This is a genomic window from Pseudoalteromonas atlantica, assembly GCA_007988745.1.
In the GTDB taxonomy this organism is placed as follows: Bacteria; Pseudomonadota; Gammaproteobacteria; order Enterobacterales; family Alteromonadaceae; genus Pseudoalteromonas; species Pseudoalteromonas atlantica.
Genome location: BJUT01000001.1, coordinates 388,519 through 403,540, shown reverse-complemented (window position 1 = coordinate 403,540; position 15,022 = coordinate 388,519). Strand labels below are relative to the sequence as shown.

General features: G+C 35.4%; 11 protein-coding genes. 10 read left to right on the top strand and 1 reads right to left on the bottom strand.

Annotated elements, in window-relative coordinates; genetic code table 11:
- Positions 1-6 precede the first annotated feature (6 nt).
- The 7 genes from PAT01_RS01760 (at position 7) to PAT01_RS01730 (ending at position 8,584) form a co-directional block, all read left to right on the top strand.
- Positions 7-1,974: a hypothetical protein gene (locus PAT01_RS01760; RefSeq protein ID WP_154944533.1), complete on the top strand. Its 1,968-nt coding sequence runs from the start codon at positions 7-9 to the stop codon at positions 1,972-1,974.
- Between the two features lie 12 nt (positions 1,975-1,986).
- Positions 1,987-2,481 (top strand): hypothetical protein, encoded by a 495-nt coding sequence (locus tag PAT01_RS01755; RefSeq protein ID WP_096739600.1) that lies wholly within the window; start codon positions 1,987-1,989, stop codon positions 2,479-2,481.
- A 5-nt stretch (positions 2,482-2,486) separates the two neighbouring features.
- Positions 2,487-3,077, top strand: coding sequence for a hypothetical protein (locus tag PAT01_RS01750; protein ID WP_138576460.1), 591 nt, complete (start codon positions 2,487-2,489; stop codon positions 3,075-3,077).
- A gap of 190 nt (positions 3,078-3,267) precedes the next feature.
- Complete coding sequence (locus PAT01_RS01745; RefSeq protein WP_138576458.1) at positions 3,268-3,744, top strand: hypothetical protein; 477 nt, start codon at positions 3,268-3,270, stop codon at positions 3,742-3,744.
- 2 nt (positions 3,745-3,746) lie between these two features.
- Positions 3,747-4,442, top strand: coding sequence for a hypothetical protein (locus PAT01_RS01740; RefSeq protein ID WP_096739606.1), 696 nt, complete (start codon positions 3,747-3,749; stop codon positions 4,440-4,442).
- Between the two features lie 304 nt (positions 4,443-4,746).
- The gene (locus PAT01_RS01735) at positions 4,747-6,258 is read left to right on the top strand and encodes an OmpA family protein (protein ID WP_138576456.1); all 1,512 of its coding nucleotides are present in this window, start codon (positions 4,747-4,749) and stop codon (positions 6,256-6,258) included.
- A gap of 247 nt (positions 6,259-6,505) precedes the next feature.
- Positions 6,506-8,584 carry an IPT/TIG domain-containing protein gene (locus PAT01_RS01730; protein WP_138576454.1) on the top strand — a complete coding sequence of 693 codons (2,079 nt, stop codon included), beginning with the start codon at positions 6,506-6,508 and terminating at the stop codon, positions 8,582-8,584.
- Between the two features lie 47 nt (positions 8,585-8,631).
- Here the strand turns inward: PAT01_RS01730 and PAT01_RS01725 are convergent.
- Positions 8,632-9,791 (bottom strand): IS3 family transposase gene (locus PAT01_RS01725; RefSeq protein WP_138576452.1). Its coding sequence is split into 2 segments (ribosomal slippage): positions 8,632-9,542 and positions 9,542-9,791, totalling 1,161 coding nucleotides; the frame shifts between segments, so codons are not numbered across the junction.
- A 378-nt stretch (positions 9,792-10,169) separates the two neighbouring features.
- Between PAT01_RS01725 and PAT01_RS01720 the strand changes: the two genes are divergently transcribed.
- The 3 genes from PAT01_RS01720 to PAT01_RS01710 all read left to right on the top strand — a co-directional run bounded on the left by PAT01_RS01720 (position 10,170) and on the right by PAT01_RS01710 (position 14,948).
- Positions 10,170-12,203, top strand: a complete 2,034-nt coding sequence (locus PAT01_RS01720; RefSeq protein WP_154944532.1) for a hypothetical protein — start codon at positions 10,170-10,172, stop codon at positions 12,201-12,203.
- 79 nt (positions 12,204-12,282) lie between these two features.
- Positions 12,283-12,723 (top strand): hypothetical protein, encoded by a 441-nt coding sequence (locus PAT01_RS01715; protein ID WP_096041698.1) that lies wholly within the window; start codon positions 12,283-12,285, stop codon positions 12,721-12,723.
- Between the two features lie 173 nt (positions 12,724-12,896).
- Positions 12,897-14,948 (top strand): hypothetical protein, encoded by a 2,052-nt coding sequence (locus PAT01_RS01710; protein ID WP_138628012.1) that lies wholly within the window; start codon positions 12,897-12,899, stop codon positions 14,946-14,948.
- Positions 14,949-15,022: the final 74 nt, after the last annotated feature.

Genomic DNA, 15,022 nt, shown 5'->3' with positions numbered 1-15,022 from the left:
GGATTCTTGAAAATACCTCTATTTTATACCTCATTACTAAGCGTAAGCTGTGCTTTTATAACACCATTACACGCTAAAACTATTCAGCCAACTACCGATATAGGCACGTGGCAAAATAAAGATGAAGACGGCGATGGTGTACCTGATGAGCAGGATGATTATCCGTTTGATGCGGATAAAACCACAATTACTATCGTCCAAGAAGAAGAGTTTAATAACAATAATGATGTGGCGACTGTCGCACCTGAAGAGTTACCATTTAAACTTTCTGGCCGAATTCAGCAAGCGAACGACTTAGATTACTACAAAATCCAGTTAGAAAAGGATGTTGCAGTGACCGTACTTTTATCGTCTTCAAGTAATGAATTTGACCCTGGTATGGCAGTAATGGATAGCTCTGTAGTGGCTATTCAATCATGGGCACCAAATTTTACTGCTGTTGGTAAGTATAAGCGGGCTATTCAAGTAAAGCCGAGCGAGTCTGGCACTTATTATATTGTTATTAATGATAAAGAGTTTAGAGGTAAGCAATCTTACGATTACCAATTACATGTATTTGTAGATGAGGATGTAGATGCAATTGATGACTCTTTAGAGCCTGCTTTTGGCTTTAAAGGTTATACGCAGGATACGGATGGCGATGGCATTTATGATGGTACTGAGTTTTACGTGTTTAATTTAGGTTCAGCGTATGCCCTTGATGTTGATAATGACGGTACACCAAACTGGCTTGATGAAGACTCGGATAATGACGGCATTAAAGATGCACTAGAAGGTGCATTTGATTTAGACGAAGATGGCTTGGGTAATTTTGTAGACTTAGATTCCGATGCAAACACAATTATAGATGGTAAAGATTCGGGAAATCCTCAAAGACCTTTAAATCATGATAAAGACGAATTAGCTAACTTTATTGATTTAGATGACGATAACGATTTAATTTTAGATGTAAATGATCCTGAACCACTAAACTCAGCATCAAATGGCGCGTATGGGACCGATAATTATTTAGAGATTAGTAACATTTACTATTTATTGAATGGCAGCCAAGAAGTTGAAAGTGTTATTTTAGCAAATAAAAAACACCGAATTTACGGTGAAAACTTATCAAATGGATTTTTAAACTTCAACATAAAGGGCAGTCTTTCTCCCGTTAACCTTCCTGTTAATGCCAATGGCAAGGATTATATTGACTTTGTTATGCCGCGCAATGCTACAAGTATTAGTTTTAGTGCAGCAAATATACGTACAGCACCTATTGAACTTTCGTTTAATCAACAATTCTCGCCCTTGATAGTGAACCAAGGGGTTATAGAATCTTCAGCGAATCAGGAAGTTACTTTATCTGGAATAAACTTTTCAGACGATACTTTAGTGTATTTAAACGAGGTAGAGCTTACCCCTTTAGCAACTTCTCCTACTAGCTTAAGTTTCACAGTTCCTACAAATGCTGAATCAGGCAAATTATATTTAAAAAACAGTTATGGAAAAAGTAACGCATCTAAAATTGCTGTATTTAGTGAAACAACACTAACAATAGATGACTCCTTGTCGTTTGCTAATTCTAAAGTGGTTGCAAGTACATTTATATCTGGCATAGAAAAAACGGTCGATTTTAACAACAGCGTTGCCGTCGTGCCTGTTTCTAGCAATAACGCCACAACGATTACCTTATACTTTGGTGATGAGCAAAAGTATTACTTAAATGTACTTTATTTAGGGCAAGCAGATTTACAAATTACACCACGATTTCTTGCTGCATCTACTGCATGGGGTTTAAGTGGCGTGAACCGAACACAGCAACCCGCAAAATTAAGAGCTTTATTCACACAAGTACTTAAGCTAAATGAAGTAATTGAATTTGCGGATTATATTAAAGAAAATAATAACCAATTGCCTAAATATAAAAGCAAAAAATTTATGACTTTAAAATGGGCGGCTGCGGATGCAATTACAGCTCATCTTAAAAAATAAAAGGACATTTTAATGAAAAATAAATTAATCACACTATTAATTGCGGGGCCTTTAATTAGCTCGTCTTTTTTATCAATGGCTAGCGAAGTGCCAACTAAAGAGTATTTTAATAAACGCTGTATGGATGCATGGCAAAGTATTAAAGCCGGAGACCGTGAAGCTTTATTTACAGAGTTACCACCAAAATTACAAAATTGGAATGAAGGTAAAACAGCGTGGAATCAGGTTGATAAAGCAATAAAAAACTACAAAGAGGATTGGGAGCAACTAAACTTAAATAATTTGAAAATAACAATGTTAGATTCAGGAGGCGTAGATAAAAATGGTGATATGTTACCATCAGGCTTACAGGGCTCAGTAGATAAACGAATGGCCCGCTTTTACCCAGAAGCTACTCGTGAATATACTTTAATGTACACTTTTATAAATAAAGAACGTAATGAGAGAAAATCATGCTCATTTTTAGAGTTTGATAACGAATGGTATATGTATCATAGACTTATTTGATTACTATGAATTTAATATCTGAAAAGCTTAAACATACATTTGAAGTCTGTTTTGCGCACAAGCGCTGGGTGCCTTATACGCGAATAAAATCGTTTTTAGGTATGTTACTAGGCGCTTTTGTCGCCTCCTTTTTTATTGATGGCCAACCAAGTTACTCAAACGCTGACCAAACATTGAATACTATGTTTGTGGTTACCCCGTTTTTGTTTTTTGGTTTGGTGTTATTGCAATCTTCGTTACAAAAAACATTTTACAATGCCGATGTCTATATTACGCCGAGTGCTATAACAATGCCTGACTTTAACGGTGAGCGTGAAGTATTTATCGCCTTTAAAGATATAGAGGCAATGTATATTAATTACTTCCCGTTGACGCCGCTGTTGTGGTTTGGCCCTTACATAAGCACGCATTTAGCGATTAAATCAGTCAGTGGAGAGCGTTATGGGGTACATACGTTTAATTTAAGTGACTATAGAGCAATTGTTAATTACTTATCGCAAGTGCATAACGTAAAAATTAAACACCGTTTTTCATGGTGGACATTAACCTACTTATCTCTTTTCCCAATCGGGTTTTTATTGGGCTTTATTGTTTAATTTACTTAAAAAACTAAGGAAAGGTTTGAAATTGAAATGTCCTGTTTAATCATTGCAGATCAGATTGAGACACTAAAAAATTTATAAACAGATAACCTATTAAACAGAAAAGTGCAGAGTGCCTATGGTGTACTTATAAACTCAGCAAATGAGTAAAATGCATACAAATCGAAAGTTAAAGGAGAAAACTATGAAAAAAATCGCTTTTATTACACTGGCTCAATCATTACTTTTATCATTTACGGCAAGTGCCGTTGACTACAGCATCCCAATCGAAAATTGTAAAAAATCAGTAGATATCGTTTTAAATCAAGATTATGAGCTTTTCAAGCAGGTTTATGCACCGCTATCTAAAGATATGGACCAAAGTATTGTAAAAGGTATGTTAGCTCGTAAGCATGCTAATTACACAAAAAAACAGTATTTGGGTATCCATAACTTTACAATCGTTGGTACTGAGGTGCTTGAGGATGCTAAAAATAGTATAATTAAAAGAACACAAAGGAATGCATTGAAGTATGGTTATACTGACGAGCTGTGGGTTAATTATACATTTAAGACATCAAAGGTTTTTGGTAAAAAGGAAGACAACGTAACAATAAAAGGGAAATGTAAGTTTGGGCAAGTCGATGGTAAGTGGCTCATGGTCAACTTATTAAGAAGCTAAATATGACTAATAAAGAACAACCAACCAGTCTAGACGATAAAAAATGGTTTAAAAATGTTCACTTTAAAGAGCAAGATACCTTATGCCCAACGAGTGAAATTAAACTTCCTTTATTGCGTTTATTATGTCATTTGTCTTTTCCAATAGAGTTATTATTTAGCGCAACTTTAATTACGCTTTCATTGTTAGCCGGACTTTGGTTAGTTGACAGCTATAGCTTAGCTAGCTTAGTTGTTTATTTACCGCTTCTTATTGGTACCCTATTTTTAAAACGTATTCTTATATGGCGCAAGTTTGGGTTTAGTTCAAAACACGTGATGACCATAAGTAAAGATAAAATTAAAGTTAACCCATTTATAAATGATTCATTAAAACAAAGCAGACTATTCAAAAGGGATGAAATCGAGTCGGTATTATTTAATTACAGTTTTATTACTCATGTATCTGATACACAAATTCAAGTAAATGCTGCGCTAAATAGGGCTTTTATAAACCTTAAAACAGGCGAAAACATTGAGTTGAACGTTAACCGAGTGGGGTTGTTTAATGTTTTGTATTTGTTGTATTACTTTGATTACCCATTAATTTATAAAAAATCATTTGAAGGAGGGGGCTCTAGTATCGGCTATATATTCTTACGCGTTTCTGGCATTGTAGCTAACTTTCCTATCATAGCGATGTACCTTGCCGAGTTTTAGTAAGTAGCTAATATTAGAGCGCTTCAAAATCGCTGTGGAAACTAGTTAAATAGGCTAGGTAACTTAACAGGTTTCATGTCGTGTTAAAACCTAGCTCTAATTAAGTTAATATGAGAACTTAATTAAAAAATGGCTAGCGGATATGAGTGGCTTTTCAAAGCCAATTGCATTGGCTTTGTAATATAAAAAAATACCCATGCATACTAATATGTTAAGTTTTAATTTACGAGTTAAAGTATTAGAATATTTAACGTTTTCTAAATAAACTAATTTTTAGAGCCGAACCTATAAAAAAGGAATTTTAATGAACAATAAAGTTATAAAAATACTCCAAATATTTATAATTTATCTAATTGGTGTATCAAGTGTACAAGCAAAGCCATTATTGTCACCGTATCCAAAAGCAAAGCTAGATAATTCAGTTACTCTAGCGGGTGAAGAAACTCAGTTAATGACAAAGTTTGATCCTAATGCAGAAAAATCTAAGCAGTTTGAGTTTACAAAATTGATTGGTGATACAGCTCATTACGCATATGAGATAAAAAATGTAGCTTCGTTAAAGGTTACAAAAAACTATGAAAACGCCTTAAAAGATGCGGGCTTTGAGGTAATTTACAGATGCTCTTTAAACGAGTGTAATTCAGGCGACAGTCGAAGAGATAGACAGCGATTAGGTAACCGAGCTGGCTATTTCAACCCAGGTAACCATTTCCACAAACCTCATTATATTTTTGCTACAAAAGGAGGTGACGAACTTAAAGCCGCAATTTCATTATTCGTAGGACAACATGAAAATAAAACAAGAGTGCTATTAACCTCTGTGGATATAAAAGACATTGAAACAGGCCTTATCTCAGCTGATTTTAATGCATTCAAAAAACAAAATGACACAAAAACAACAAAACCCCCTCGCAAAGATAAAGGTAGGTCGTCTGATCACCCATTAATCAGTCGTTACCCCAGCAGTTACATTAAAGATTACAAACAAGTAGATTATGAAGAATTTAGCATTCCTATTGGTATTGCTGATAAAAAGACCAGAAAGCTTCCAATGCTTGATGTAGTAGGCGATTTAACACAAATTACTTATGTTGTGAAAAATGTGTCAACTATTAAAATTTATCACAATTATTTAAGCGCGCTAATAAAGGAAGGATTTGAAACTGTTTTCACTTGCCAGAAAAGTGCCTGTAGTAATAATACACGAAGTAGATTAATTCGTGAGGACTTAATCAAATTGGGCGATATCCTTGCATTAAAAGGTGTTAACAATTATTGGCGTCAACCTCGTTACCAAGTTATGAAAAGCACATTTGAGGGGCAGACTACTTACGTAGCGTTTTTCATAGGCAACTTTGAAGGTGACTCTCGTATTCAGCTTTTTGTTATGAGAACCGAGCCACTAATAACGGGGTTAATAGAAACAAATAGCGATAAAGTACTAGAACAACTAAAGCAAAAGGGCAAAGCGTCTATTTATGGTGTACTGTTTGACTATGATAAAGCAGTTATAAAACCTGAATCTAAGCAATCTTTAGATGTGATTGCCCAGGTTCTTGAAAAAAATAAAAAATTGAGTTTATATGTTGTTGGGCATACAGACGACAAAGGATCTGCAGAATATAATCTCGATCTATCTAAACGCAGAGCTAATGCGGTAGTTAAAACGTTAATCGCTGATTATGGCATTGCCAAAACAAGGTTAATCCCTCAAGGTGTTGGGCCTTATTCTCCGGCAGCGACTAATAAAAATGAGCTAGGGCGCGAGCTTAACCGTCGTGTTGAGTTAGTTGAAAGGCTTTCTGATGCAAATTAATGTATTTTAAAAATATAATATAACCAACTTAGTTATTGCTAAAAAGCTAAGTTGGTAATTTTTCAATGCTATAAATAAAGATAGATAACATTTTCGCTAGTTGGAAAACAGCCACGCGCACTATGCTAATCTTAAGGATGTGTAAAGTAAGTATTTATTATATAAGTACTTAATACACATCTTTTTTAGCTTTTAGCGTTATCAGCACTAAATTATAAAAATTGGATAATTAAACAAGGATGGACTCTTGAAAACACCACTAATATATCTTTCGATTTTAAGTGTTAGCTGTGCTTTTTGCACGCTAACCTATACACCAAATTCACATGCAAAAAATATTCAGCCAACCACCCATATAGGTACATGGCAAAATAAAGATGAAGACGGTGATGGTGTGCCTGATGAGCAAGATGACTATCCGTTTGATGCGAGTAAAACTCAATACCCTGTTTATTTTGAAAAAGAACCTAACGATAACCCATCTGTTGCAACTCCAGTAGAGCTTGGTAAAGGTTTTAAAGTTAAGGGCGTTATTTCATCAAGAACAGACAAAGGTGATTTATATGGTTTTAACGTTGATGATGGAACTATGGTCACTGCTGTATTTGAAAGTGCAGCTAAACGATTTGACCCGCAAGTTTATGTATCAAACTCAGAAGGCAGAGTAATTAGTAAGTATGTTATTAGCGAATATAAGAAATTTGGAAAGCATATTGTTAACTTTCATATGTTTGAGGCAGGTCGTTATCAACTAAGTGTAATGGATAATAATTACGGTGGTGGCCCTGATTTAACCTACAGTATGGTTTTATTTTATGACGAAGATGTAGATGCTTTTGATGATGAGAAGGAACGTGCATTTGGCAGTAACCTTATTAAGAATGACCAAGATCAAGATGGTATTTTAGATGGTTTAGAGCACGTTTTATTAAATAGTAGTACTGACATAGACTTTGATGGTGATGGAATACCGAATTGGCAAGATGTCGACTCTGACGATGACTCTTTCACTGATAAAATAGAAGGCATTGAAGATTTAGATAAAGATGGCTTCCCAAATTATATAGACCGAGATGCTGATGGCAATACCATAGATGATAAATTAGAAAGTGGTGATTTCAATAACCCAAATGATTTTGATGATGATGGCAAAATTGATCACTTGGATTTAGATGATGATAACGATGGTATTTTTGATATTAATGATCTTAATCGATTAGAAAAGGCTGAACGATTCGTATCATCAGAGTCTGGTAGTTTTTCTCCTTCATGGATCTATAATTTAATTAGTACTGACAGTAATCAAATTAGATCATTTGTGAGAGTTGGGGATACCTCTGAATTAGAAGTCGTAGGTCTTCCTGATTCTGCTGATAATTTAGTTATAGTTTATTATGTTAATGGGTTAGCCTTTAATTCGATCCCACGAATTAACCGAAAAGACGGTAACTCTACCTATTTGAGTCTTGATTTACCAAGCCTAAAGGGGACTGGATATCTTCAAGTTGCTTATGATGAGATTATATCTGAGGAGTTACCTATTGAAATATTTGACTCTTCAAACCCTATAATAACTAGTGACCTACAAAGTTTTTCTCCAGGACAAACAATTACAATAAATGGTGAAAACTTTGATTCAGATACAACAGTTTTCTTTTCAGGAACGGCTGTCAAACCAACTATAAGCAATGATTCTGAAATAGTAGTTGAAATCCCTAATCAAGTTAGTTCTGGAAGGTATTGGGTTGTCAATGAAGCAGGAAAAAGTAACTCGATTAACTACACCTTGCAAACTAATCTAACTTTTGCGGTTGCAGAGTCAGCAGCTAAACCAATCGCTGCTGTCGGAGGTATTTTTCCGAGTTTTGCTGAACCGGCTAACGCTAATAAAGTTGCATTCACAAAAGTAAGCTCTAGTGCTGAAGTTATATACTCTTTCACACTTAATGATAAAGGGGAGCTTGAATCTTACTTAAGCGCTGTTCTTCCTAAAAATACTACTGAAATAGAATTCAGCTACGCATCAACCGCGGTGTCTGCAATGGCATCTCATTTAACTTTTTTTTATGAAGCTGAACAAATTTCACTTGAAGAGGTCGCTTCTATAATTGAAAAAAGCGAACGTTTTCCAGCTTTTTTACAAGAGGTTACTACTGCACTAGAACAAGATAGTGGCTTTTTTTCATATCTAAACTCAAGGAGTGCAAGTCAGGAATTGCTAGAAAGGTATGCAAGTTACTTTAAAGAGCAAATTATAAAACCTAAACAAATAGTTAATGGGAAAAATAGACCCTGTAACAAAATCTGTGTAACTGCCTATCATTAATACCCATATAGGGTTTAGGATAGGCAGACTATGAACAAGTGTTCTGGTCAAGCCGCATAAGACACATTTATTGTGGACTGCTCGAACTCAATTGGAGAGCAGTCACCATTTGATGTAAGCAGCCTGATCTGATTGTAATATCTGATATAAGCTTCAACATCTTCTTTCATACCACTGCGTGTTAAATGATAAATATTTAACAGCCATTCATTTTTCAAACTACCGAAAAACCGTTCAACAACCGCATTATCCCAACACGCACCGCGGCCATTCATCGAAGCAATAATATTGTTATTTCTTAGCTGCTGTTGAAAGCGATGACTCGTATACTGTGAGCCTCTATCACTGTGAAATATTAGTGCGTTAGTTGGCTGCCTTAGGTTCAGTGCCATTTGCATAACGCGCTCAACTAAATCAACGGTCATACGCTTATGAATTGACCAACCAATTATGCGACGGGAATATAAATCCATCACAACCGCTAAGTACATCCAGCCTCGACCCGTGCGAAGGTAAGTTACGTCACCAGCCCAAATTTGATTAGCTTGGTTGGGATTAAACTGCTGGTCAACAATATTATCGGCAACACTATGGCTTTGTTTACGGATCGTTGTTACTTTATAAGCAATACGTTGTTTGACCTTCAAATTGAGCTTATCCATCAATCGAGTTACTTTATCACGACCAACTTCAAAGCCTTCTTTACGCAGTTTTTTCATCAGCTGCCGAGAGCCTAAACTTTGACGACTTTCTTTAAATAAAGCTTTCGTGCGTCGATATAACATTAGCTCTGATTCACTGATAACTTTCGTAGGACGATTTCGCCAAGCATAATAACCACTTCGACTGACTTTCATTACTTCGCACCGCTTTTTAACAGGAAAAATGCCTTCGTTCTGCTTAATAAAGATAAACTTTACTTCATTTCTCTTGTGAAGAAGGCACTGGCCTTTTTTAATATTTCCTTTTCCATACGCAGTTGTTTGTTTTCTTTACGAAGTTTCATTAACTCACTACGCTCATCATCAGCTAAAACCGCACCTGATTGCTTATCTTCAAATTGCTGTTTCCAACCATAAAGTAAATTAGCTCTGCTCCCTAAAGACTCTGCTGCCTCTGGTACGGTATAACCTTGATCGATAACTAAAGCGACAGCTTCTTCTTTGAAAGCTTTAGTGTAAGTTTTGTATTGTCGTTTTTGATTCATGGAACACCTCAAGTAATTAGGATATTATCCTTTATCAAAGTGTCCTATGCCATTAAACCAGATCAGGGAATTACGTTATTAAGTATAGGATTCTACCGCTTTGCAATTCAGCCAGAGTTCTCGCAAACCACTACCTTTGGGTTAATGTGTATTGGCGGACTTTTAAGTATGTACGGTTTGCTCGCTATGTTTTATGAAGGGCTTACTAAAAAGGCATATTAAATCTTTAGGGTGTATAAGCTGTAGGCTTTAATTCACTTAAAGTATATACAGTTGATTGCTCTAATTATCATTTTTGATTAAATTGCATACTTTATATAAATTAGGTACAGTTTATAACTGTAAATGCTTTATGGATAAACCAACAAGGATGGACTCTTGAAAATACCCCTATTTTACCTTTCATTGTTAAGTGTTAGCTGTGCTATTAGCTCGCTAATGTTTATAACACCATTAAACGCAAAAACCATTAAGCCAACCAATATAGGAACTTGGCAAAATAAAGATGAAGACGCTGACGGTGTGCCAGATGAACAAGATGATTATCCGTTTGATGCTGATAAAACCACAATTACTATCGTCCAAGAAGAAGAGTTTAATAATAACGTTGCCGAAGCAAACCCAGTTGGGAATATACCTTTTGCTGTTGAGGGTGTTATTTCACTTTCATCTGATATAGATGACTTTAAATTTACTGTTACTGAGGCTGATGTGCAAAGCGGTAAGTCAATGAGTTTTATTGTATTAGAGGAGTCTTCGCGGTTTCATCCTCAGCTTGGTATTTTCAAAAATAATGGTCAAGTAGTTGAACATATCGAATTAGCTATTGATAGAGTTGCGCCACTTGGCGCAGCTATTGCTTTCAATCCTAAACAAAGTGGGGAATATAACCTGTCAGTACTTGATCGAAATGGTAATCATGCTGATGATTTTAAATATCAAGCATTCGGTTTTATTGATACAGATAAAGATGCAATACCCGATAACAAAGAGCAAGCACTTAAACTAAATAATAAAATTCAGGATTCAGATCGAGATGGCATTGCAGATGGTAATGAATATTGGGTATTTAGTAGTAAAAATGTATTTGCGCATGACGTAGATGGAGACTCAGTACCTAATTGGCTAGATGACGACTCCGATGGCGATGGCATACCTGATACTTTAGAGGGCACTGCTGATCTTGATACTGATCAGTTACCTGCATTCGTTGATTTAGACAGCGATAATAACATTATTAGTGATAGGGACGAACAAGCTCAGAGTAATGGCACTTTAATTGATACAAATAGAAATGGAATCCCAGATTACATTGATATAGACGATGATGGTGATGCAGTTCTTGATGTGAATGACACAGAACCAAAAACAGTACTTGCATACACTAGCGTAGAAAGTGATTCAGCAATAACGTTAGCGTCTGTCTACTATGAACTTTCAGATTCAATATCGCTTCCCAATAAAGGAAGAGTTTTTAGACCTCTAATTATTAAAGGCGAAAATTTCCCTGAAAAAGGTGGTTTTGTTGTAATAACAAAAGGGGATGAGCGCCTTCCCGTTGTTAATATGCCCATTACGCAAGCTACAAACACTTCAATAAGCATCGTAATACCTAATTATGAAAAAATTGCATTGGAAGGTGAAGAGCTTACATTATTTATTACCAAAGATAATATCCGTAGCAATGACTTAACATTCCAGCTTTTACATCCCAAAACGCCTCTAATAAAGTCGATATCGACATCTCAAGCAGTACCTGGCGAACAAATCCAAATTGAAGGTGAAAGCATTAACGATTTGGCTAAAGTTGTAATGGGAGAAGGTAAGTATGAAGCCGACTGGGTATCAAACAGCCTTGCAGTATTTGTGCTCCCTGATGAAGCAGCAAGTGGTTTATTTTATTTACAAAACGTTTATGGCAAAAGTAATTCCATGTACATCAATATTGATAATCAAAGGGAAGTAACACTCGACTTGAACCTCCCAGCCGCATACCACGATTTGCAAGGGGAAGTAACTGTAATACCACAAGGGGCTAAGTACTCACAATTATCATTGGTTGATGGGCAAGCGTTTAGCTTTAATAAAGAAGACTCTACAGTCTCAATTTGGTATGACGGCATTGCTATTTTATCAGCTGGTGTTGTGGGCAATGAAAGCGCGCTGTCGTTAAGTTTGCAAAGCACAGCTGAGGAGTATGTTTTGAAACCTTTTTTTGTTTCTGCAAGTCAATCTAAACGATTGGAAGCATTAAGAAACTTACGTGCACTTAAAGAGTATGGTGAGTATATAGCGTATTTTACAAAAGGTGTAGAAGAGGATTTTAGAGTGTTTTTTTCTCCAAAAAACTACAAGCTATCCATGAAAATGCTCAAGCTTAGAAACAAAGTAAAAGCGATGTCTTATGAATAAAAAAGCTTACGATAATAGATATAATTTAATTGCGTGAGCAAAATTTAATCAACCTAATATAAACATAATGGATTAAATAATGTTTAAAAAAGTGATCATATCTTTACCCTTTTTATTCAGCTGCGCACATGCGTTAGCAGCTGAGCCCAATGTTAAGTTTAATGCTAAAAATAACCAAGCTGATATTTTTATAGAAAAATGCCAGCTATGGCGAAATGCAATGCGCGACGATAATAAAGAGGTTATGTGGAGCTTTGTAGAGGAAAAATATAAAGGTACGCTTAAACCTAAAATGGCTAAGAAAATGGAAAAAGTGGCTTCTAGACATCGTGCTCGATTAAGCCAAGCTGGGGCTTATATTAAACGTGATGAATATTTATCGACTGAAGTACCAAAAGACGTAGCTCAAGTTTTTATAGATTGGGATAACGATGGTAAAGGTGGACAGAATATAGGGGTATTAGATAGCTGTGTGTTTGAGCTGTTGCCTGGCACGACAAAATGGGTGTTAGATATATAGCTAACTAGGCATTAATTAAAAGTTGACTTTGTCATAATAAACCAGTGATATGTATCGTTAGTATATTTTTGAAAATTTAGTGAAGGCCCGCGCTTAAATACTAACTAAATTTTAGTAGCATTAAATAGTATAACTTTAAAGCTAAATTATGGATTACTAAACAGGATGGACTCTTGAAAATACCTCTATTTTACCTTTCATTATTGAGCTTTAGCAGCGTTTCTAGCTCGCTAATGTTTATAACACCATTAAGCGCAAAAACCATTCAGCCAACCAATATAGGAACTTGGCAAAACAAAGATGAAGACGGTGATGGTGTGCCAGATGAGCAAGATGACTATCCGTTTGATGCTGCTAAAACCACAATCTTGGTTGTTCAAGAACAAGAGTTTAATAATAACGTTGGCCAAGCAAACCCTGTTGGGAATATACCTTTTAAAGCGGCGGGGGTTATTGCTAAAAATGTAGATATAGATGATTTTAAATTTAATATCCCCAACTCAATGCTATTTGAAGACTTATCAGTGACGTTTATACTTTTTAAAGATGATTCACGTTTTACACCGTCTTTAACGATTATTAATAATAATGGCGATGTTATTTCTTCTATACCAACAAACATTGAACACGTTGGTAAAGTCGGTCAGGTTATTACTTTTTCACCTAAGCAAGCAGGTGAATATAATTTAAGTATTACTGATAGAAACAACTTAGGTGCAGATAGCTTTACATATACGGTACATGCATTTATTGATATAGATAAAGACGCAGTTCCCACAAACAAAGAGCTTGCTTTGGGAATGAACCACCTTGGGCAACATACAGATGCTGATAAAATACCCGATGGAAATGAGTACCATATTTATACAGCTAACTTTATCTTTAGTCATGATGTCGACAATGATGCTACTCCAAACTGGCTTGATTTAGACAGTGATGATGATGGCATTACTGATGCTATAGAACAAACCTACGATTTAGATGGTGATAAAAAACCAGCCTTTATAGACTTAGACAGTGACAATAATGCAGTTTTAGATTCAGATGAATTAAACTTAGTTGAATTTATCCGTTATGATCTTGATGGTGATGGCATCCCTAATTTTTTAGATACTGACGACGATGGCGACTTTTTGTTTGATGAAAATGACACTCAGCCACTAGAAAAACTAATTGGTATAAATAACTTATACCCATCAAATACCCCAGTCATTAGCTCTGCAACATATTCTCATAGTGACGAAGCAGTATTTATTAACAAAGTTAGGCCGTTTTTCCCTGCTAATTTAAATGCAGAAAACCTAAAAGGTGATGCGGCACATTTGGTAATATTAAAAGGGGATGATAAACAGCCGGTCGTTAATTTACCAGTGACGATTACATCAGAGAATAAAATTGAATTTGTTATACCTAATTATCCAAAGGTAGCGTTGGGCGGAGAACCCATTACATTTTTTCTAGCTATAGATGGCTATAAAACCAACAGTATTGATGCCACATTACTGCATCCAAAAACACCAGTTATTACAGGCATTCCGACTAAAAATGTAGTCGAAGGCGATAAAGTATTAATAACTGGTGCAAATTTAGAAAGTGGTACTGCATTAGTTTTTGCAGATGGCCCAACAATTCAGTTGGATTATATAGATGATACTAATGCTAGTTTTATTGTGCCTAGTGATGTTGGTACAGGCTGGTTTAGCTTACAAAATGTATATGGTGAAAGTAACTATTCAAGTATCAAAAAAGAACACGTTATATCCCTAAAGGTTGTCATGCCTGATTACTTACATATTAAGGGGCCTTTTTATGTAGATAATTTAGACGGCGAGTTTTATGGCATTAATGCTTTTAATAACAAACAGGTACAAATAAGCTCAACCACTGATTATATTTCTCTTTATTACAAAGACGGCATTCGATTATTCCAAAGCTACATAGCCGATGATAGCCAAATAGAGCTAAGTGTTGATAGTACGCTTAAATCTTTTGTTTTACGTGCTTTTGCATATCAAAACAAAGTTGAGAATGTGCAACAGTTAAAAAATAAAATAAGTGATTTAGTATCATACAAAGAGTTTAAATACTGGTATGAAGAAAATTTAAGGCAAGAGTCGATTGACGCATTTTTAAAAGATGACTCTTATAGCATTATTGGTAAAGCCACAGCAGTAGCCGATGATCTTTATAAAAAACTAAAAAGTGAACGTAAAAATAATAATTAAGAGTGAATAAGGGAACGTTATGTTAAAAAAAAACCATGTGTGTATTGCTCTGTTCATTAGTTTTGCAAGGGTGT